The organism is Saccharothrix hoggarensis, assembly GCF_042678885.1.
GTDB classification, from domain to species: domain Bacteria; phylum Actinomycetota; class Actinomycetes; order Mycobacteriales; family Pseudonocardiaceae; genus Actinosynnema; species Actinosynnema hoggarensis.
Window position 1 is genome coordinate 1 of record NZ_JBHTLK010000012.1, and the last position, 19,751, is coordinate 19,751.

The 19,751-nt window shown below is 72.3% G+C and carries 18 protein-coding genes; 11 read left to right on the forward strand and 7 right to left on the reverse strand.

Annotated features, from left to right (window positions below):
* Positions 1 to 40 precede the first annotated feature (40 nt).
* A complete protein-coding gene (locus tag ACFQ3T_RS04460) occupies positions 41 to 1,093 on the forward strand; it encodes a CapA family protein (protein ID WP_380720170.1) in 1,053 nt (350 codons plus the stop codon).
* Between the two features lie 268 nt (positions 1,094 to 1,361).
* Here the strand turns inward: ACFQ3T_RS04460 and ACFQ3T_RS04465 are convergent, their stop codons facing one another.
* The 3 genes from ACFQ3T_RS04465 to ACFQ3T_RS04475 all read right to left on the reverse strand — a co-directional run bounded on the left by ACFQ3T_RS04465 (position 1,362) and on the right by ACFQ3T_RS04475 (position 4,746).
* Positions 1,362 to 2,297 carry an o-succinylbenzoate synthase gene (locus ACFQ3T_RS04465; protein ID WP_380720044.1) on the reverse strand — a complete coding sequence of 312 codons (936 nt, stop codon included), beginning with the start codon at positions 2,295 to 2,297 and terminating at the stop codon, positions 1,362 to 1,364.
* A 9-nt stretch (positions 2,298 to 2,306) separates the two neighbouring features.
* The gene (locus ACFQ3T_RS04470) at positions 2,307 to 2,939 is read right to left on the reverse strand and encodes a hypothetical protein (protein WP_380720046.1); all 633 of its coding nucleotides are present in this window, start codon (positions 2,937 to 2,939) and stop codon (positions 2,307 to 2,309) included.
* Between the two features lie 145 nt (positions 2,940 to 3,084).
* Entirely contained in the window at positions 3,085 to 4,746 is a 1,662-nt protein-coding gene (locus tag ACFQ3T_RS04475; RefSeq protein WP_380720048.1) for a DNA repair helicase XPB, read from the reverse strand.
* A gap of 211 nt (positions 4,747 to 4,957) precedes the next feature.
* Here ACFQ3T_RS04475 and ACFQ3T_RS04480 point away from each other — a divergent pair, with 211 nt between their 5' ends.
* The 4 genes from ACFQ3T_RS04480 (at position 4,958) to ACFQ3T_RS04495 (ending at position 7,866) form a co-directional block, all read left to right on the forward strand.
* The gene (locus tag ACFQ3T_RS04480) at positions 4,958 to 5,539 is read left to right on the forward strand and encodes an LppU/SCO3897 family protein (RefSeq protein ID WP_380720051.1); all 582 of its coding nucleotides are present in this window, start codon (positions 4,958 to 4,960) and stop codon (positions 5,537 to 5,539) included.
* A 97-nt stretch (positions 5,540 to 5,636) separates the two neighbouring features.
* Positions 5,637 to 6,233, forward strand: a complete 597-nt coding sequence (locus ACFQ3T_RS04485) for an LppU/SCO3897 family protein (RefSeq protein WP_380720053.1) — start codon at positions 5,637 to 5,639, stop codon at positions 6,231 to 6,233.
* 115 nt (positions 6,234 to 6,348) lie between these two features.
* Entirely contained in the window at positions 6,349 to 6,819 is a 471-nt protein-coding gene (locus ACFQ3T_RS04490; protein ID WP_380720056.1) for an LppU/SCO3897 family protein, read from the forward strand.
* Positions 6,820 to 6,900: 81 nt separating this feature from the next.
* Positions 6,901 to 7,866 (forward strand): LppU/SCO3897 family protein, encoded by a 966-nt coding sequence (locus tag ACFQ3T_RS04495; RefSeq protein WP_380720058.1) that lies wholly within the window; start codon positions 6,901 to 6,903, stop codon positions 7,864 to 7,866.
* Positions 7,867 to 7,956: 90 nt separating this feature from the next.
* On the opposite strand, the gene ACFQ3T_RS04500 is transcribed toward ACFQ3T_RS04495, so the two are convergent.
* Positions 7,957 to 8,823 (reverse strand): ABC transporter substrate-binding protein, encoded by an 867-nt coding sequence (locus ACFQ3T_RS04500; RefSeq protein ID WP_380720060.1) that lies wholly within the window; start codon positions 8,821 to 8,823, stop codon positions 7,957 to 7,959.
* A 556-nt stretch (positions 8,824 to 9,379) separates the two neighbouring features.
* Between ACFQ3T_RS04500 and ACFQ3T_RS04505 the strand changes: the two genes are divergently transcribed.
* The 4 genes from ACFQ3T_RS04505 to ACFQ3T_RS04520 are packed head-to-tail and all read left to right on the forward strand — an operon-like array spanning position 9,380 to position 14,524.
* A complete protein-coding gene (locus ACFQ3T_RS04505) occupies positions 9,380 to 12,733 on the forward strand; it encodes a sensor histidine kinase (RefSeq protein ID WP_380720062.1) in 3,354 nt (1,117 codons plus the stop codon).
* Complete coding sequence (locus ACFQ3T_RS04510) at positions 12,730 to 13,149, forward strand: roadblock/LC7 domain-containing protein (RefSeq protein WP_033442969.1); 420 nt, start codon at positions 12,730 to 12,732, stop codon at positions 13,147 to 13,149. The genes ACFQ3T_RS04505 and ACFQ3T_RS04510 overlap by 4 nt, the downstream gene beginning before the upstream one ends.
* Positions 13,150 to 13,179: 30 nt before the next feature.
* Positions 13,180 to 13,938 (forward strand): DUF742 domain-containing protein, encoded by a 759-nt coding sequence (locus tag ACFQ3T_RS04515; protein WP_380720064.1) that lies wholly within the window; start codon positions 13,180 to 13,182, stop codon positions 13,936 to 13,938.
* Positions 13,919 to 14,524: a GTP-binding protein gene (locus ACFQ3T_RS04520; RefSeq protein ID WP_073887831.1), complete on the forward strand. Its 606-nt coding sequence runs from the start codon at positions 13,919 to 13,921 to the stop codon at positions 14,522 to 14,524. Before ACFQ3T_RS04515 ends, ACFQ3T_RS04520 begins: the two co-directional genes overlap by 20 nt.
* A 165-nt stretch (positions 14,525 to 14,689) precedes the next feature.
* On the opposite strand, the gene ACFQ3T_RS04525 is transcribed toward ACFQ3T_RS04520, so the two are convergent.
* From ACFQ3T_RS04525 to ACFQ3T_RS04535, 3 genes are all read right to left on the reverse strand, one after another.
* Positions 14,690 to 14,935: a hypothetical protein gene (locus ACFQ3T_RS04525; protein ID WP_380720066.1), complete on the reverse strand. Its 246-nt coding sequence runs from the start codon at positions 14,933 to 14,935 to the stop codon at positions 14,690 to 14,692.
* Between the two features lie 107 nt (positions 14,936 to 15,042).
* Entirely contained in the window at positions 15,043 to 17,289 is a 2,247-nt protein-coding gene (locus tag ACFQ3T_RS04530) for a helicase-associated domain-containing protein (RefSeq protein WP_380720068.1), read from the reverse strand.
* 73 nt (positions 17,290 to 17,362) lie between these two features.
* Positions 17,363 to 17,947, reverse strand: a complete 585-nt coding sequence (locus ACFQ3T_RS04535; RefSeq protein WP_380720070.1) for an exonuclease domain-containing protein — start codon at positions 17,945 to 17,947, stop codon at positions 17,363 to 17,365.
* A 121-nt stretch (positions 17,948 to 18,068) separates the two neighbouring features.
* Here ACFQ3T_RS04535 and ACFQ3T_RS04540 point away from each other — a divergent pair, with 121 nt between their 5' ends.
* Together ACFQ3T_RS04540 and ACFQ3T_RS04545 are read left to right on the forward strand one after the other, a co-directional pair.
* Positions 18,069 to 18,254, forward strand: coding sequence for a hypothetical protein (locus tag ACFQ3T_RS04540; protein WP_380720072.1), 186 nt, complete (start codon positions 18,069 to 18,071; stop codon positions 18,252 to 18,254).
* 99 nt (positions 18,255 to 18,353) lie between these two features.
* Positions 18,354 to 19,742, forward strand: coding sequence for an NAD-dependent malic enzyme (locus ACFQ3T_RS04545; RefSeq protein ID WP_380720075.1), 1,389 nt, complete (start codon positions 18,354 to 18,356; stop codon positions 19,740 to 19,742).
* Positions 19,743 to 19,751 lie beyond the last annotated feature (9 nt).

Below are 19,751 nucleotides of genomic sequence, written 5' to 3' on the forward strand. Positions count from 1 at the left end.
CGGACCGGCCGCCCGCTTCGGCGCCGGCCTCTGCGCCTGCCTGTGGGCCGCGGTGGCGTGCACCGGGTCGCCGGTGGTGATCACCTCGCCCCGGCCGCCGGCCACGACCACGTCGGCCGCGCCGGAGCTGCCGTCGTTCACGCTCGCCGCGGGCGGCGACATCCTCGTCCACCCGGCGCTGACCGAGCAGGCCGACCGGGACGGCGCGCGGAACTTCGTGCCCCTGCTGGAGGGCCTGCGCGAGGCGATCGACGCCGACGTGTCGATCTGCCACCTGGAGACGCCGCTGTCCGCGCCCGGCGCGCCCACCTTCGGCTACCCGGCGTTCAGCGCGCCGCCCGAGGTCGCGACCGCGTTGAAGGACATCGGCTACGACAGCTGCTCCACCGCCTCCAACCACACCCTCGACCGGGGCGCGCCCGCGATCAGGACGACGTTGGACGTGATGGACGCGGCCGGCCTGAAGCACACCGGCTCGTTCCGCACGCCCGAGGAGGCCGCGACCCCGTTGCTGCTGGACGTCCGCGGCGTGAAGGTCGGGCACATCGCGTTCACGTACGGGTTCAACGGCATCCCGCTGCCGCAGCCCTGGATGGCGAACCAGCTGTCCACCGACGGCGTGCTGGAGGCCGCCCGCGCGGCGAAGGCGGCCGGCGCGGAGGTCGTCGTCGCCAGCCTGCACTGGGGCAACGAGTACCAGCACGAGGCGACGCCGCAGCAGAAGGAGATGGCGCGGGCCGTCCTGGCGGACCCGGCGGTGGACCTGATCATCGGCACCCACGTGCACGCCGTGCAGCCGATCGAGCAGATCGACGGCAAGTGGGTCGTCTACGGCATGGGCAACGAGGTGGCCCGCCACTCCGAGCCGCGCGGCATCACCGAGGAGGGCATCGTCACCCGGTTCACGTTCGAGAAGGGACCGTCCGGCTGGGCCGTGCGGGAGGCGTCGTACATCCCGACGCTGGTCGAGTTCGGGCCGCCGATCCGCGTCGTCGACCTGACCCGCGTCCCCGCCAACCCGCGCCGCAGTGAGGCCCTGACCCGCACCGACGGCATCGTCCGCAGCCTCGGCGCGGCCATCACCCACCCCTGACCGACCGGAGTCCGGCCCGCCGCCCGATAGTCGGGTGAGGTGACGGCCGCACCGGACACCGCCCGTGCCGGAACGACCCGGGACGGGTGGAGTCGCCGCTGGCGGCGTGCGGCTGGTCGCTCAACACCTCGAACGTCGCCGTGCTCTCCCTCGACCTGAACCCGGGCGGCGTCTGAAGCCCGGCGTCCGAGGCCCGGCGTCTGAGGCACGGCGTCAGGGCCCGGCGTCTGGGGCCCGGCGTTTGGGGAGAGGGCGCGCCGAGCCCGTCTCAGAGCGCGCGCCGGACCCGGTCGAGCCGGGCCAGCCAGCGGGCCGTCGTGGCCTCGTCGGCGGCGAAGTCGGCGAACCGGTCGGGCTCCGGGGCGCGCGCGGGCACGGGCAGGCGGCCGTCCACCGGGACCAGGGACGCGGTCGTCACGTCGCCGTCCAGCAGGGACAACGTGCCCAGCCCGCACGCGAAGTCCAGCTCCGGCAGCGCCGCGGCCAGCGCCAGGCCGGCGGCCATCCCGACCGACGTCTCCACCGCCGACGACACCACGCACGGCAGCCCGCACGCCTCCGCCACCGCCAACGCCCGCCGCACCCCGCCCAGCGGCGCGACCTTGATCACCGCCACGTCCGCCGCGCCGGCCACCGCCACCCTCAACGGGTCCTCGGCGCGCCGGATCGACTCGTCCGCCGCGATCCGCACGTCGACCCGCCGCCGCACCGCCGCCAGCTCCTCCACCGACGGGCACGGCTGCTCGACGTACTCCAGCCCCCGCGCCGCCCGTTCCAGCTCGCGGATCGCCCGGACGGCCGTGTCCACGTCCCACGCCATGTTCGCGTCCACGCGGATCGCGCCCGACGGCCCCAGCGCGTCCCGCACCGCCTCGACCCGCGCCAGGTCGGACGCCAGTGCCGTGCCCGGATCGGCCACCTTCACCTTCGCCGTCGAGCACCCGGACGCCGTCACGATCTCGTGCGCGCGCTCCGGCGACACCACGGGAACCGTGCAGTTGACCGGGATCGAGTCCCGCACCGGCGCGGGCCAACCCTGCTCGGCGGCCTCCAGCGCGCACGCCAGCCAGGGCGCGCACTCCGCGTCCGAGTAGTCGAGGAAGGCGCAGAACTCGCCCCACCCCGCGGGCCCCTCCAGCAGCACGCCCTCGCGCACCGTGATGCCGCGGAACCGGTTCCGCATCGGGATCGAGTAGACCAGCACCACGGGATCTTAGAGCGGGTCCAACGCGGCGACGCGGCGCAGCGCGCTCTCCGCGTGCCCGGGGTCGGACTCCTCGGCGACGATCCGCAGCGCCGACTCGAACTGGTCCAGCCGGCGGTCCAGCTCGGCCAGCTCACGGGTCGTCTCGGCGATCGCGGCGGACAGACCGGGCCGGTTCTCGGCCCGCCGCACGGCGTCGCGCACCGGCTGGCTGTCCCGCAACGCCACCAGCGCCCGCCACAGCAGCCCCTCCACCCGCGCCACCCGCCGGGCCTCCGCGCCGCGCAGCGCGTCGAAGTGGGCGCACAGCCGGCCCGCCCGCCGGCGCTGGACGGGATCGGTGAACTGCCCGCAGTGCACGACGTCCCGCGGACCGGCCGCCCGCACCACGTCCCACTCGACCAGCCGCACCGGCAGCACGGCCACCAGCCCCACCACCGCCAACGGCACGCACGCCAGCCCCGCCGACCACCAGAACGTCGGCGCCACCACCGCCAGGGCCGCGCCCAGCAGCAACGCCACCACCAGCGCGGGCGGCAGCCGCTCCCGCCTGGCCCGCCGCACGTCCACCCGCCGCACCGCGCCCAGGTCGATGCCCGGACGCCACAGCCACCACCGCGGTAACGGCACCACCTGGTTCATGTCCACCCGATCGTCGGACCGCAGAAGGCGTCCAACCTATCGGCGACGATCACCGGCCCGCCGGCGACCACCGGCGCGGGCCGCCCACGCGGACGCCAGCCGATGTCAGCCGACGCCGGGCGATGCCAGCCGACGCCGGGCGACGTCAGCCGACGTCGGGCAGCTTCGGCCCGAGCAGGTCGTCCGCGTCCACGATCTTGTACGCGTAGCCCTGCTCCGCCAGGAACCGCTGCCGGTGCGCCGCGTAGTCGGTGTCGAGCGTGTCCCGCGACACCACCGAGTAGAAGTGCGCCTGCCGGCCGTCGCCCTTGGGCCGCAACAGCCGGCCGAGGCGCTGCGCCTCCTCCTGCCGCGACCCGAACGTCCCCGACACCTGCACCGCCACCGACGCCTCCGGCAGGTCGATGGAGAAGTTCGCCACCTTCGACACCACCAACGTCCGCAGCTCGCCGCGCCGGAACCGGTCGAACAGCGCCTCCCGCTCCTTGTTCTTCGTCGAACCCTGGATGACCGGCGCGTCCAGCGCCTCGCCCAGCGACTCCAGCTGGTCCAGGTACGCCCCGATCACCAGCGTCGGCTCGTCCGGGTGCCGGTCGAGGATCGCCCGCACCACCGGCAGCTTCGTCCGCGCCGTGGAGCACAGCTTGTACCGCTCCTCCGGCTCGGCCGTCGCGTACTCCAGCCGCTCGTTGTCGGTCAGCGTCACCCGCACCTCGGTGCACTCGGCGGGCGCGATCCAGCCCTGCGCCTCGATGTCCCGCCACGGGACGTCGTACCGCTTCGGCCCGATCAGGGAGAACACGTCGCCCTCCTGGCCGTCCTCCCGCACCAGCGTCGCGGTGAGGCCGAGGCGCCGCCGCGACTGCAGGTCGGCGGTCATCCGGAACACCGGCGCCGGCAGCAGGTGCACCTCGTCGTAGACGATCAGGCCCCAGTCGCGCGAGTCGAACAGCTCCAGGTGCTTGTACTCGCCCTTCGACTTGCGCGTGATCACCTGGTACGTCGCGATGGTGACGGGCCGGATCTCCTTGCGCTCGCCGGAGTACTCGCCGATCTCGTCCTCCGTCAACGACGTCCGCGCGACCAGCTCCCGCTTCCACTGCCGGCCCGCCACGGTGTTCGTGACCAGGATCAACGTGGTCGCGCCCGCCTCCGCCATGGCCGCCGCGCCGACCAGCGTCTTGCCCGCGCCGCACGGCAGCACGACCACGCCCGAGCCGCCCGCCCAGAACGCCTGCGCGGCCAGCCGCTGGTAGTCGCGCAGCTGCCAGCCGTCCTCGACCAGGTCGATCGGGTGCGCCTCGCCGTCCACGTACCCGGCCAGGTCCTCCGCGGGCCAGCCGATCTTCAGCAGCAACTGCTTCAGCCGGCCGCGTTCGCTCGGGTGCACGACCACCGTGTCGTCGTCGATGCGCTCACCGAGCATCGGCTTGACCTTCTTGTGCCGCAGCACCTCCTCCAGCACGGCGCGGTCCAGCGAGTTCAGCACCAGGCCGTGCACCGGGTGGTTGGCCAGCTGGAGCCGGCCGAACCGGCCCATCGTGTCGACCACGTCCACCAGCAGCGGCTGCGGCACGGGGTAGCGGGAGAACCGGACCAGGGCGTCGACGACCTGCTCGGCGTCGTGGCCCGCGGCCCGGGCGTTCCACAGCGCCAGCGGCGTCACCCGGTACGTGTGGACGTGTTCGGGGGCGCGTTCGAGCTCCGCGAACGGCGCGATGGCGGTGCGCGCGTCGTCCGACAGCGGGTGCTCGACCTCCAGCAGCAGGGTCTTGTCCGACTGGACGATCAAAGGGCCGTCGGTCACTGGTGCGCACTCCTGTCGCTTGGTGTCCCTCCAGTGTGACCACAGCGCGCAAGTTGATCGCGGACCGTACTCGTCCGGCAACGGAAAGCTTACGGACTCGGTTCGGTAAAGCTGTGTACGTCCTCATGGCGCAGTCGATAGCGTCCCTCCGCCCCACCACGCGAACCATCGCGTGATCCGTCGGGGTTCTCCCGGATGAACGAAGGTCATCATGAGCACGGACATGCCCGCGTCCGCCCCGCCGCCCAGCGTCCAGCAGGGTCAGGCGCTCCCGCCGGAGCCCAAGAAGAAGAAAGGCGTCCTCGCCCGGATCCTCACCGCGATCATCGGCATCGTGGTCGCCGGCGTCGTGGTCTACGGCATCAACTACTTCACCAGTGACGCGGCCCAGTCCAAGGCGGGCGACTGCGCCAGCCTGACCGGCACCGCGACGAAGCCGGAGTTCAAGACCGTCGACTGCGGCGCGGCCGAGGCGAACTACACCATCGGCAAGGTGCTGGGCTCCACCACCGAGTCGTGCAACGGCGCGTACGACGAGTACACCGAGACCGCCCGCCGCGGCCCCGACTCGAAGCTGTGCCTGGTCCCGAACCTGGTCGAGGGCTCCTGCTACGAGCTCGAGAACACCAGCAAGATGGGCTACCCCGCCGTCGACTGCGGCACGTCCGGCGCGTACAAGCTGGTCAAGCAGCTGAAGGGCACCGAGGACGAGGCCGCGTGCACCGACGGTGCGCCGCTGACCTACCCCGAGCCCAAGCTGACGCTCTGCTTCGGCCCGGGCGAGAACGCCTGATCCGCCTCGCGGGTGCGCGTGCCGGTACCTTCAGAGCCGCGCCTTCAGTGCCGCTGCCTTGAGGGACCGTCACGCGCACCCGTCAGCGAGGATGACCATGAGCAACGAGCCGAGCGGGCCGGACGCGGCCGACGACCGCGTGCCCGCCACCCCCGGTGGGGCCGGGACGGGTGAGGGCCGGACGGGTCGGGCGGGGATGGCCGGCGGTGGCCGGAAGATCCTCCTCGGCGTCCTGCTGGTCGTGCTGGCCGGCCTCGTCGTGTACGGCGTCCGGCAGCTCACCGGCGGTCCCGCCGCGGCCGAGGCGGGCGACTGCGTGAGCGTCGCTGCCGAGACCGACGACCGGACCGACGTCGACGTCCTCGACTGCTCCGCCGACGAGGCGTCCTTCAAGGTCGGCAAGGTCCTCGACGAGGCCGACGCGGCCTGCCCCGAGGAGGGGCTCTACACCGAGGTCGCCCCGGCTTCCGGCGGCGACCACAAGCTGTGCCTGCTGCCGAACCTGGCCGAGGGCGCCTGCTACGGGCCCGGCGAAGGCCCCGGGTTCGTGAAGACCGAGTGCTCCGGCCCGGCGACGTTCAAGGTCACCAAGGTCGTGCCGGGCGCCGCCGACCTGTCGGTCTGCCCCGGCTCCGCGGGCATGTCCTACCCCGAGCCGCCCGTCGCGTACTGCGTCGAGCCCGCCCAGATGTGAGCCCGCCCGGACGTGAGCCCGCCCGGGTGTGAGCCCGCCCGGATGCGAACCCGGATGTGACACGCGCGGGTGAACCGGCTCAATCCGGCGCGCGCCCGTGCCGATGCCCTGTTCCATGCGGAAGAACGGGTGGGTCATCGGCGCGGTGGCGGTCGCGGTGGCCGCCGCGTTCGCGGTCACGGTGTTCGGCGGCGACCACGGCGGCAGCGCCCCCGAGCCCGGCACGTGCGCGCGGATCGAGGGCGTCGCCGACAAGCCGCGGTACCTGGCCGTGGAGTGCGGCTCCGACGACGCCACCCTGAAGGTCGCGAAGGTCGTGGACGACGCGAAGGAGTGCCCGACCGGCGGCGCGCCCTACTCGACCTACACCGGCTCGACCACGCTGTGCCTGATCCCCAACTTCGTCGAGGGCGCGTGCTACCAGCACGACAAGGGCACCGGCCTGCGCAAGGTCGACTGCGCGACCACCGACGCGGTCCGCGTCGTCAAGGCCGTCTCGGCGCTGGTGAACTGCGGTCGGAGCCGGGCCGTGCAGTACCCGGAGCCGGTCGTGACGTTCTGCCTGGGGCGCGCCGGGCCGGGCTGAGCCCGTCCGCCGCCCAATCCGCTGTGCCCGGCCGTCGCCCGGGGGTACGTTCCGCTCGCCACATCGCGAGAGGAACGCCAGGTGACCACGCCACCCGACCAGCCGTCGAACCCCGGCCAGCCGCAAGGCCCCCAGCCACCCCAGCAGCCCGGCTGGGGGCCGCCGTCGTCGCCCCAGGGGTTCCCGGCGCAACAGCCCGGCCAGCCGCCGTACCAGCCCGGCCAGTCCGGCCAGCCCGGCTACCCGGGGCAGCCCGACCAGCCCGGCTACCCGGCCCAGGAGGCCGGCTACCAGCCGATGCCCGGCTACCAGGGTCCGCCGCCCCAGTACCAGCAGCCCGGCTACGCCCAGCCCGGCTACCCGCAGCCCGGCTACGCCCAGCCGGGTCAGCCCCCGTTCGGCCAGCCCCAGCCCGGCTACCCGCAGCCCGGTCACCAGCCTGGCCAGCCCGGTCAGCCGCAGTTCGGCCAGCCGCCGTACCCGCCGGGCCACCCGCAGCCGGGCTACCCCCAGAACTTCCCGCCGCCGCCGAACAAGGTCACGTCACGCGGCGCGAAAGCGCTGATCGGGACCGTCGTCCTGGCGATCGTCGGCATCGTCATCGCGGGCGTCATCGCGGGCGTCAACGGCCCGGCCGGCGCCGAGGCGGGCGACTGCATCAAGGTGAACTCGGCCAGCGCCTCGGACGCCGACGTGGAGAAGATCGACTGCTCGTCGGCCGAGGCGGCGTTCAAGGTGGTCGCCAACCTCGACAGCGGCTCGGACGCGTGCCCGTCCGGTGACTACGCCGAGTATTCCACCAGTGGCGGACGGCGAAGTGACGGCTTCAAGCTGTGCCTGATGCTCAACGCCGCCGAGGGCGACTGCTTCAAGGAGGAAGGCTCGATTGTCGCGGGCAAAACCAGCAAGGTGACCTGCGATTCGAGCGCGACTTACAAGGTGACGAAGGTCGTGGAAGGCCGGGCGGACGAGAACGAGTGCGAGAGTGGCGAGACCGTGTCCGTTTACTCACAGCCCGCTACGACGATCTGCATGACGGACGTGTGATGCGAGCCAAAGCGCGCGCTTAAAGCCGAAAATAAGGGGCCTTCCGGCAATCGGAAGGCCCCTCTGGCTTAGCGGTGCGCTGACCGTGCGTCAGTTGGTGGTTCCGGGCGGCAACAACCCGCCGACGTCCAACCGCTCCGGCAGCACCTCTTCGGTGTCCATCATGTCGGCGACGCGCTGGAGCCGGACCGGGTTGAGCGACAGCGGGAACGTGCCCACCGCCACCAGCGCCGCGGTCTGCTGGTCGACGTCCATGTAGCCGGTCAGGGCGTTCTGCACGGACAGCTTGTCGTTCGACGCCGCCTCCTGCGCGTCCCGCAGGACCTGGCGGAACAGGGCCAGGGTGCGCGGGTTGCCGTCGGCGAACTTCTTGCTCGACGCGTACCCGGACATGGGGAAGTCCTTGGTCGGGCCGACCGCCGTGTCGGTGAGGATGCGGGCGCCGACGTCGCGCTGCGCCTTGGTGATGTACGGCTCCGTCATCCACGCCGCGTCGACCACCTTGGCCCGCATGGCGTCCACCATCTGCTCGAACGGCATTTCGACGGGCGTGATGCGCTGCTTCTCGACGCCCGCGGTCTTCAGCACGGCCTTCGTCGTGAGCGCGCCCACGTCACCGGTGGACGGCACCGCGATGCGCGGGCTGGTCCTCTTGCCGGGGTTGTCGTACGACTCGTCGATGGTGACGAGCGCCATGGTGTTCGCGCCCGCCTGGTACGCCTCGCCCTGCAGCTGCAGCTGGGTGCCCTCGGCGTAGCTGCGGAACAGGGAGACGTGCGTCGCCCACGTCAGGTCGAGCGTCGTGTCGAGCTGCTTGATGCCCTCGACCTCGTTGTTCAGCGGCACGAGCTGCACCTGCAGGCCGGCCTTCTCGAACAGCTTGTTGTTGTAGGCGAGGCGCAGCGGTGCCACGTCGACGACGGGCAGCACACCGATGCGCAGTGTGTTGCGCTCCACGTCGGGGCGGTCGTTCCCGTCGGTGCCGGGGAGCAGTCCGCACGCCGTCAAGGTCGCGGCACACGCGAACAACGCTGCCGCACGTCGCAGAACACGTGCTGGGGTAGCCATGGCACCTCTCGCCGGGATGACCTGAGAGCGAGGTCTATTTGATCAACGAATTTCTCGACGCACTTGTCGATGCGGGGGATCGTAACCACCCAGAGGTATGAAACGACAGCCCTGCTCCGATACGGTGAGTGCTTCCGGAGTCTTCCCCCGGCCTGGGCACGAGCACTACGCTCCCCGCCTGGTGGCACAGGTCGTCGCAGACCGTCGTGTCCCGAGCGCGGAGCGGGGTGACTAGCCGGCACCACTGCTCCTGTGCTGCAATTCGGCCCGATTTCGAGTCCATGCTTCGGTCCGCGGGGGAGAGGCCGGGGAACACTGCTGCCAGAAGAGGAAGCCCAGGGTGGCCCGTCGAGAGAGAGGTCCCAGCCAGTCAGGCGTGGGGATTCCACCGCGCTCCGAAAGGCCCGGAACGGGTGACGGATTGGCTGCGCTGAGTGATGGAACTGTGACCGAGTCAACGGGTGCCGAGCGGACCAGGGCCGGGTCGACCGCGACGGGCCGCAAGCAGAAGACCCACGGCGCGGCGTGGCGGCTGCGCAACTGGCGGCTGCCCACCAAGCTGACGGCCGTCCTGCTGATCCCCACCATCGCCGCGCTCGTGCTCGGCGGCCTGCGGGTGAACTCCGACCTCGCCGACGCCACCGACCTCAACCAACTGGCCAACCAGATCCAGCTGGAGTCGGCCGTCGCCGACCTGGTGCAGCAGTTGCAGCGCGAGCGCGACCTGAGCGCGAGCCACGTGGCGTCCGGCAAGCAGCTGGACCGCGTCGTGCTCGACCGCCAGCTGCGCCGCGTCGAGGACACCGTGCAGGCCCTCAACGGCAAGATCGTCGAGTTGAGCTCCGACCTGGACGACGAGGTCGTGACCCGGTTCCGGCGCGCGTCCAGCCAGCTCGACCGGCTGAACAGCCTGCGCAACGCGGTCCGCGACACCCAGTACCCGTCCGACGCCGTCATGCGCACCTACTCCGAGTCGGTGGAGAGCCTCCTCGACCTCGGCGAGCAGGCCATCGCGGGCATCAACGAGCCCGAGCTCGTGCGGCTGCACCTCGCGACCAACGCGATCGCCCGCATCAAGGAGCAGGAGTCGCGCAAGCGCGGCATCATGCTCGACGTCTTCCAGAGCGGCGCCTTCGGCCCCGGCCAGCAGCGCCAGCTCCTCGCGGCGAACGCCGAGCTGGACGCCGCCCGCAACGACTTCCGCAAGTCCGCGACCGCCGACCAGGCCAAGATCTACGACGACACGGTCACCGGTCTGATCGTCGACACCGCGAACGACATGCAGGAGACGGCGCTGAACCTGGCCGCCGCCGGCCAGCCGCTCACGTCGCTGCGGCCCGAGAAGTGGGACATCGCGTCCACGCTGACGGTGAACCTGACCCGCGACGTGGAGAACCTGCTGCTGGAGCGGCTGCAGAACCGCACCGACGAGCTGACCGGCGCCGCCCGCGCCGCGGCGTTCCGCGACTCCGGCATCGTCCTCGGCGCGTTGCTGCTGGCCATGCTCATGGCGCTGTTCGTGGCGCGCTCGATCCTGAACCCGCTGCGCGTCCTGCGCCGCACCGCGCTCGAGGTGGCCGACCACGGCCTGCCGGAGGCGGTCGGCCGCATCCTCGCCGACCCGAACCCGGAGGAGGCCGCGAAGACGGCCATCGCGCCGGTGCCGATCACGACCCGCGAAGAGGTCGGCCAGGTGGCCCGCGCGTTCGACGCGGTGCACGGCGAGGCGGTGCGGCTGGCGGCCGAGCAGGCCCTGCTGCGCGACAACGTCAACTCGATGTTCGTCAACCTGTCCCGCCGGTCGCAGGCGCTCGTCGAGCGCCAGCTGAACCTGATCGACCGGCTGGAGCAGGACGAGCAGGACCCCGACCAGCTGGCCAGCCTGTTCGAGCTGGACCACCTCGCCACCCGCATGCGGCGCAACAGCGAGAACCTGCTGGTCCTCTCCGGCACGGACCTGTCCCGCCGGCTGACCCGCCCGGTCCCCGCCGCCGAGGTGCTCGGCGCCGCGGTGTCCGAGGTCGAGCAGTACGCCCGCGTGCAGGTCGGCCAGACGCCCGAGCTGACCGTCCAGGGCCGCGCCGTCAACGACCTCGTGCACCTGATCGCGGAGCTGCTGGACAACGCCACCGCGTTCTCCGACCCGGTGACGAAGGTCACCGTGCGCACGGCCCGCACCCGCAAGGGCGAGCTGGCGATCGAGATCCAGGACCGCGGCGTCGGCATGGGCGAGCAGGAGATCGCCGACGCCAACACCCGCCTGGCCGACCCGCCGGACGTCGACGTCGCCGTGTCCCGCCGCATGGGCCTGTACGTGGTCGCGCGGCTGGCGAAGCGGCACGACATCCGGGTCCGGCTGCGCGCCAACGAGGACATCGAGGGCGGCACCACCGCGCTCGTGCTCGTGCCCGAGACCCTGGTGCAGCAGCCCGGCGCGTCCGGTTCGCCGATGGGCGCCGAGCCCGTCACCGCGTTCGGCGACTCGTTCCAGGACTCCGGCTACCAGGACTCGGGCTTCCAGGACTCCGGGTTCCAGGACTCCGGCTTCGGCAACACGGCGCAGCGCGCGTCCGGCATCGCCGGCGCGTTCGGCACCGGCACCCTGTCCCGCCTGGACGACGACGCGAGCTTCCCGAGCATCCCGCGCGTCGAGGACGAGCCGGCGTTCCCGGTGAGCTTCGTGCAGGGCGAGGGCGACCACGACCCGGCGCGCGTGCCGGCGTTCGGCGAGACCCCGACGTTCGGCCAGGCGCCCGCGGAGACGTCGGGCGAGGTGTCCGGGTCGTGGCTGTCGGCGGGCGCCGAGCGCGACGTCGAGCGGGAGCCCGAGGGCTCGTTCGGCGAGCCGACCCTGTTCACCGCCTACGAGGACCGTGACGAGCACGACACGGCCTACGAGCACGGCTTCGAGACCACCCAGTTCGCCCCGGCGCTGGACCACGGCTTCCTCGCCGACCCCGAGCCGGAACCGGAGCCCGCGCGCCGCAACGGCTCCGCGCCCGAGCACACGCCGTCGACCAGGCCGGCCGATCACGAGCTGGACGCCCCGACCGAGCGGCTGCCGATCTACGAGGCCGTCCTGTCGCAGTGGTTCCAGGCCGTGGGCAGCGAGACGTCGGCGGCGACCGCGCAGGCCGTGCCGCCGGCCCCCGAGCCGGAGCCGGTCGCGCGCGAGGAGTCGGCCCTGCCGACCCGCAAGCCGCGGCCCGTGCCGCCGGTCACGCCGGGCGTCTCCGACGACGCCCCGCCGCACCGCGGCACCCTCGACGGGGGCTCCGCGCCGAAGCGCGAAGCCGATGTTGCCCTGCCTCAGCGTGGCGACGCCCACGCCGGCACTAGTCTGACCGAGGGCGGTCTGCCGAAGAGGCAGCCCGGTTCCCCCAACAACCTGCCCAAGCGCGCTTCGGAGAACCCTTTTGGGGAGGTGTCCCGCGTGACCGAGCCCGAACCGGTCGCCGAACCCGAGCCGGACGCGCAGTCCGCCGAGTCGGTGTGGCACTCGCCCGCCGACGAGGGGTGGCAGGCAGCACAGGCCTTGCTCAGCAAGGCACCCGAGACCACGACACAGGCGGGGTTGCCCAAGCGGGTGCCCAAGGCTCAGCTTGTGCCGGGATCCGCCGCACCGAAGCCGCAGGCTGCGGAGCGGCAACCGCAGCGGCCCCCGCTGCCACCACGATCGGCTGACGCGATCCGTGGACGCATGTCGAGTCTTCAGCAGGGCGTCCGTCGAGGGCGACACGCTTTGATCGACGCTTACGCTGGTGACATGTCGAGCCGGCAAGACGAGGAGCAGGAGTGACGACCGCAGCTCAGCCAGGCAGCTTTGGTTGGCTTATCACCGACTTCGTGCGCCGGGTTCCCGGTGTGGCACATTCCGTGGTCGTGTCGGCGGACGGGCTGTTGCTCGCCGGCTCGCAGGGCCTGCCCCGCGACCGCGCCGAACAGCTGTCCGCCGTGGCATCCGGGCTCGTCAGCCTCACGGCGGGCGCGGCCAGGTGCTTCGAGGCGGGCACGGTGAACCAGACCGTGGTCGAGATGGAGCGGGGCTACCTGTTCCTGATGTCGATCAGCGACGGGTCGTGCCTCGCGGTGCTCGCGGCCCCGAACTGCGACATCGGCCTCGTCGCGTACGAGATGACGCTTCTGGTCGAGCGCGTGGGCCAGCAGCTCACCCCGGAGCTGCGCGCGCAGCTCCAGGGCGTGGTTCGGCGGTAGATCCTCATGAGATCGTGGGGGTGAAGGTAAATGGCTGAACGATCTGGCGCCGGCGGCCGACGCTTCGGTAGGAACTTCAACTACCAGGAGTGGGCGGTCGGGGGCTTCCAATTCGCTGAGCCGGATGCCGACCCCGCACAGGACGAGGAAGCCGAGGACGCACCCAACTCGTGGTCGGGTCGCCGGGCGGAGCAGGCGCCGGGATCACGGGTCGAAGGCACAGGGCAGGGGCAAGACGATATGTCTCAGCGTGAGGTTGACGACTCGTCGTACGACTACGACGACGTTCCCAACCGGTTCGACATCGACGGGTACGGCAGCGGCCTGTTCGGAGGTCCGGGCGCCGATCTCTTCGGTGCCCACGGCCTGCCCGACAGCGTGCCGGAACAAGTGCCGTACACGACCGGTCCCCAGCCGGTCGTGCGGCGCGAGGAGAACCCGGCGGCCGAGTCGGGCTCGCTGGTGCGCCCGTACACCCGGACCGGTGGCCGCACCCGGCCCGATTACGACCTCGCGATCGAGGCGCTGGTCTCCACCAGCGAACGCGGTCTCGAACGCGACGCGGCGGTGCTCCCCGAGCACCGGTCTATCTGCGGGTTGTGCACCGACACCAGGTCGGTGGCCGAGGTCGCCGCTCACCTCCGGCTCCCGCTCGGCGTGGTCCGGGTGCTGATCGGCGACATGGCGAGCATGGGTTTGGTTTTGATTCACCAGGGTGGCTTGGTCGTGGGGGACCGGCCGTCCATTGAATTCCTTGAGAGGGTGCTCAGTGGGCTTCGCAGGCTCTAGCCCCAACGCGGCCGAAGGCGCCAAGAAGCCGACGACCTCCGCGAAGATCGTGGTGGCCGGTGGCTTCGGCGTGGGCAAGACTACGTTCGTCGGTTCCGTGTCGGAGATCGTTCCGCTGACCACCGAAGCGGTGATGACCGAGGCCAGCGCCGGGGTCGACGACCTCTCGGCCACGCCGAACAAGGTCACGACCACGGTGGCCATGGACTTCGGCCGGGTGTCACTGGACCAGGACCTGATCCTGTACCTGTTCGGCACACCCGGCCAGCACCGGTTCTGGTTCATGTGGGACGACCTCGTGCGCGGCGCCATCGGCGCGATCGTGCTCGTCGACACCCGCCGCCTGGCCGACGCGTTCGCGTCGATCGACTTCTTCGACGACCGGCAGCTGCCCTACGTCGTCGGCGTCAACTGCTTCGACGGCCTGCTGCACCACCGCATCGAGGACGTCCGCGACGCGCTCACCATCGACCAGTCCGTGCCGATAGTGACGTGCGACGCGCGCAACCGGCAGTCGACCAAGCAGACGTTGATCACGTTGGTCGAGCACGCCATGCGCCAGTGGATGTCGGTGCGCGCGGGCTGATCGCCGCGCCACGTGACCGTGTCAACACCGAAGGGCGGACTCCCGCGGGAGGCCGCCCTTCGACGTGCGCCAGGCCTGGCGGTGCTCACGCCGTGACGGTGGCTGATCAGCCACCCTTGTAGCCGGCCGGCTGTCGCGTAGCTGGTCAACCACGTCGCGGACGGGTCAGTGGACGCCGTGCCGGCTACCCCAGTCACCGTTCCAGTCGTCGTCCCAGTCGTCCCAGTCGTCGTCGCAGTACCAGTCGTCGTTCGTGTCGTCGTCGCAGTCGTCGTCCCACCCGCCCAGCGCCTCCTGCGCGACGGTCGTCTTCGAGCCGTCGAGGGCCGGGGCGGCCAGGGCGGTGCCGGGGCCGAGCACGGCCGCCAGCGCGACCGCGCCGACCACGGCTGCCTTGCGAATGGTCTTCACGAGGGGTTCTCCTTCGTCGTCGTCCTCGGGTGCCGGGACGACACCCTCACGACGACGCTAGGCCGCCCCACCGTCACCAACAGGTGATCAACGCTCACGAACGGTGATCACGCACGGTCGTCTTCGACGAGGGCCGCGGACGTGATGCGGTGCAGCGGGAACCGGCGCACCTCGCCGTAGCTGACGTCGACGCCTTCCAGCACCCCGCCGCCCACGACCTGCGGGGTGATCACGCGCCGGGCCGCCGTGCCGTGGCTGTCCACGAAGTCGACGAGCACGCTCCGCCCCTCCCGCGCCGCCCGTTGCAGCAGCGCCAGGGTGGCCGACGGCCCCGCGCCCAGGTGACCGGGCACGGACACCCGCGCGCCGCCCGTGGTCGTCGCCGCGCGGTCACCCGCCCGCACCAGCCGCACCAGCTCGCCCAGCTGCTCGTCGGACGCCGTGCTCGGCTGCACCGGCTTCCGCCGCCCCTTCCCGGCGATCCGGCGGCCACCGGCCCGCAGGTCCAGCACGTGCCCGTCCGGACCCTCCGCGGCGGGCGCGAACCCGGCCGCGCGCAGCCCGTCCAGCACCTCCGCCAGCGGCAGGGGGCTCACCACCACGGTCGGCGCGATCTTGCGCAGCGCCAGCCGCTCCGCCGCCGGGTGCGACAGCACCTCGGTGATCAGCACCGGGTCGTCGCAGCGCAGGAACGACCCGGCCGCGCCACCGCGCAGCCGCCCGTGCTTGCGGGCCGCGTCGTCGATCAGGTACGTCAACGACTGCGGCACCGGTGTGCGCGACCTCGCCCGGAACAGCTCGTGCAGGTCCGCGGCGCTGCGGCCGGCGTCGAACGCGCGCCGCACCGACCCCTCGCGCACCCGGTAGACGGTGGCGCCGCCCGCCGACTCGACGTCCGCGACCAGCGCGATCTCGTCGGCCAGCTCCGGGTCCAGCCGGCCGGGCGCGACGACCGTCAGGTCGGCCTGCACCAGCACGTGGTCGACCGGGGCGGGCAACGCGTCGGCCAGCCGCTTCGCCGCCGCGCCCGGACCCTCGCTGAGCAGCGTGCGGCCCTGGGCGGTGATCGCGTTGTGCGCGATGACACCCACCTGCGTGCCCTCGTCCACGGTCCAGCGCACCAGCTCGTCGCGCAGCCGGCCGCCACGTCGCGGCGCGCGCCACGCCAGCACGGCCGCCAGCTCGTCCGGGTCGGTCACGGCGGTGCCGGGCTCCAGCGCGGCGAGGGCTTCGAGGATGCGCTTGCGGTCCCGCGGCGCGCCCGGCCGGTTCAGCTCTGGCGCCAGCGGGTTGAGCAGCCGGTCGCGGTCGTCGCGCTGCCCGATCAGGCCCGGCAGCCGGGGCAGGTCCAGCCACGCCTGCGCCAGCGTCGCCCACCGGTGCTCGGGCGCCGCCACCAGCCACGTGTCGGTCTGCGTCGTCGGCACCCACTCGGGCTCGACGCCCTCCGTGTCGGCGACCAGGCCCGCGTTCACGACCAGCTCCACCAGCAGCGCGGCACGCCGCTCGTCCACGTCGAGGTCCTTGGCGAGCTTCCGCAGCTCGCGCACGCCCACGCCACCCGACCGGAGCACCGCGGGCGGCTCCTCCGACCAGCTCTTGAGCAGCGACTCCACGTGCCGGCACAGCTCCAACGCCTCGCCGCCGCCGGTGTGGTCGACGCTCGACTGGTCGCGGCGCGCCGTGGTGAGGGGCGGCTCGGTGGTCTGGATCGCGCCCAGCGGCCGGTCGCCGCGGACCTTCAGGCCGATCTCGCGCGGCAGCTCGACGGTCAGCGCGTCCCGCCGCACGAGCAGGCCGCGGGCCAGCAGCTTCTGGATCGGCGTCCGGGCGTTGGCGAGCGACACGACGTGCGCCGCGTCCTTCGTCTGCCCGACGGGCGGTCCGGCGGCGAGGGTCTGGAGGACCCGGTGCTCGTCCGGGTCCAGCGCGGTCAGGTCGGCGTCGGCGAGCCGCGGCACCGACCGGCCGAGGCCGCACGGGAACGGGTTGACGGCGTCCCTGGTGGCGGGCGGGGTGGACAGCGCGTCGTCGTCGCCCCAGAGCAGGGCGCGGGCGCGCAGCGTGTCGAGGGCGGGTCGGACGTCCGTGCCGCCGAACAGGTCGAGCACCGCGGTCGACGGGACCGGGGCGACGTCGGCGTCCAGCACGAGCAGCGCTTCGAGGACCGTCAACGTGAGCGTGTCGAGGTCTTCGCAGGCCCGCGCCACCGACGCCCGCGACCCGATGCGGGTGGCGAGCACCGTCGTGTCCGCCGGCGGCGGCGTGGCCAGGTCCGGCCGGGCGCGCAGCAGAGCCACGAGCGCGGTGTCGTCCTGCGCCCGCAGCCACTCGGCGAGGGTGGTGGCGGACATCCTCACCACGGTATATGCCGCGCACCCCGCCCGCGCCGCCCAGCCCCCGAAACCCGTCGGCCCCGCGGCGGGCTCACCGGTAGGCGTCGGCCGGGGTGGTGGGGGTGGTCGGCCACGCGTCACGCGCCCGCAGGTGCAGAACCAGGGCGGCGATGTTCCAGGCGTCGTCCTCGCCCCGGTGGTGCCTGCCCTCCAGCGGCAGGCCGGCGATCTTCAACGCCTGCGCCATGCCGGGACGTTTCCGCAGGCCGTGAGCCTGGGAGAAGACCAGCTTCGCGTTCCAGTGCCGTCGCCCGAACGGGTACCGCACGTCCCGGCACTGGCGGGCGAACTGCTTGCGGTCGTAGTCGCCCCAGCTCGCCCACGGCCGCACGCCCGCCTCGTGCTCGACCTCCAGCAGCCGGCACGCCTCGGCGAACGTCACCCCGGTGTCGACCTCGGCCTGCGTCAACCCCGTCAGCTCCGTGCAGAACGGGCTGACGGCCGACCGCTCCGGCCGCACGAGGACGCGGTTCCTGCCGACCCGCTCGCCCGCCGCCAGGTCGACCGTGGTCAACCCGATCTCGATGATCTCGTTCACCTGGCCGGGAGGCGGGTCGCCGTCCCAGCACGTCGCCTCGACGTCGATCACGTTGAGGAGTTCCACCGATGTGCCCACGGCCACCAGGCTAGGGACCGGACGGTGACAGGGCTCTCGATTTTCGCGCCCCGGCACGGTGGACGGCCCGTCGCGCCGGTGAGGCACACTGGTGCGCGAAACCGACCACCGAGGAGGAATCGTGGCCAAGGCCCGCCCCGAGCGCATCGACCCGCACTGGCCGGAGGCGCCGGCCGGCGAAGAGCACCCGGTCACCGAGCTCACCAGCGACGTGCAGGGCGCGCTGTCCCCGTTCGGCACGATCACCTTCCCGCTGCCGGTCGAGGACCTGGGTTACCGCCACCCGGTGACGGAGATCAACCGCTAGCACCCCGTGACGCGCGCGGCCGTCGAGCCGCGCGCGTTCCGTATTCGCGTGCGGACTAGGCTCGTCCCCCTCTTGAGCTGTGCTGTTCTGGGAGGTTCGATGCCGGTCCCCGGCCCTGGGTACTCGATCACCGTCCGGCTGGAGGCCCCGCCGTCGGCGTCGGCCGCCGGCGACCTCACCTCGGCGGTCGGTCGGGCCGGCGGGGTGATCACCGCGTTCGACGTGGTCGAGTCGCACACCGACCGGGTGATCATCGACCTCACGTGCAACGCGCTGTCGGCGAACCACGCCAAGGACATCACCGACACCCTGGAGCTGCTGCCGGGGATCGTGGTCCGCAAGGTGTCCGACCGGACGTTCCTGGTCCACCTCGGCGGCAAGATCGAGATCGCGTCGAAGGTGCCGCTGCGCAACCGCGACGACCTCTCCCGCGCCTACACGCCCGGCGTCGCCCGCGTCTGCATGGCCATCGCGGAGAACCCGGACGACGCCCGTCGCCTCACCATCAAGCGCAACACGGTGGCCGTGGTCACCGACGGCTCCGCCGTGCTCGGCCTGGGCAACATCGGGCCCGCCGCCGCGCTGCCCGTGATGGAGGGCAAGGCCGCGCTGTTCAAGAAGTTCGCCGGCGTCGACGCCTGGCCGGTGTGCCTGGACACCCAGGACACCGAGGAGATCATCCGCGCGGTCGAGCTGATCGCCCCCGTCTACGGCGGCATCAACCTCGAGGACATCGCCGCGCCCCGCTGCTTCGAGATCGAGGCCCGGCTGCGCGAGAAGCTCGACATCCCCGTCTTCCACGACGACCAGCACGGCACGGCGATCGTCGTCGTCGGCGCGCTGCGCAACGCCCTGCGCGTCGTCGGCAAGAAGATCTCCGACTGCAAGGTCGTGGTGTGCGGGGTCGGCGCGGCGGGCTCGGCGATCATCCGGCTGCTGCTCAAGCAGGAGCCCGGCGACGTGGTCGCCGTCGACGTCGACGGCATCGTCCACCGCGACCGGCCCGGCCTGGACGACAACCTGAAGTCCATCGCGGCCACCACCAACAAGGACAACGTCAGCGGCCGCCTGCACGACGCGCTCGTCGGGGCGGACGTCTTCATCGGCGTGTCCGCGCCGAACCTGTTCGGCGCCGAGCAGGTCGCCACGATGAACTCCGACGCGATCGTGTTCGCGCTGGCCAACCCGGACCCGGAGATCGACCCGATGGAGGCGCAGAAGCACGCCGCCGTCGTCGCCACCGGGCGCAGCGACTTCCCGAACCAGATCAACAACGTGCTGGCGTTCCCCGGCGTGTTCCGGGGCCTGCTCGACGCGCACGCCCGGACCATCACCGACGCGATGCTCATCGCCGCCGCGAACGCGATCGCGGACGTCGTGGACGGCGAGCGGCTCAACGCCTCGTTCATCGTGCCGAGCGTGTTCGACTCGTCGGTGGCCCCGGCGGTGGCGGAAGCGGTCCGCAAGGCCGCGACCGAATCGGCCTAGCATTCTGCT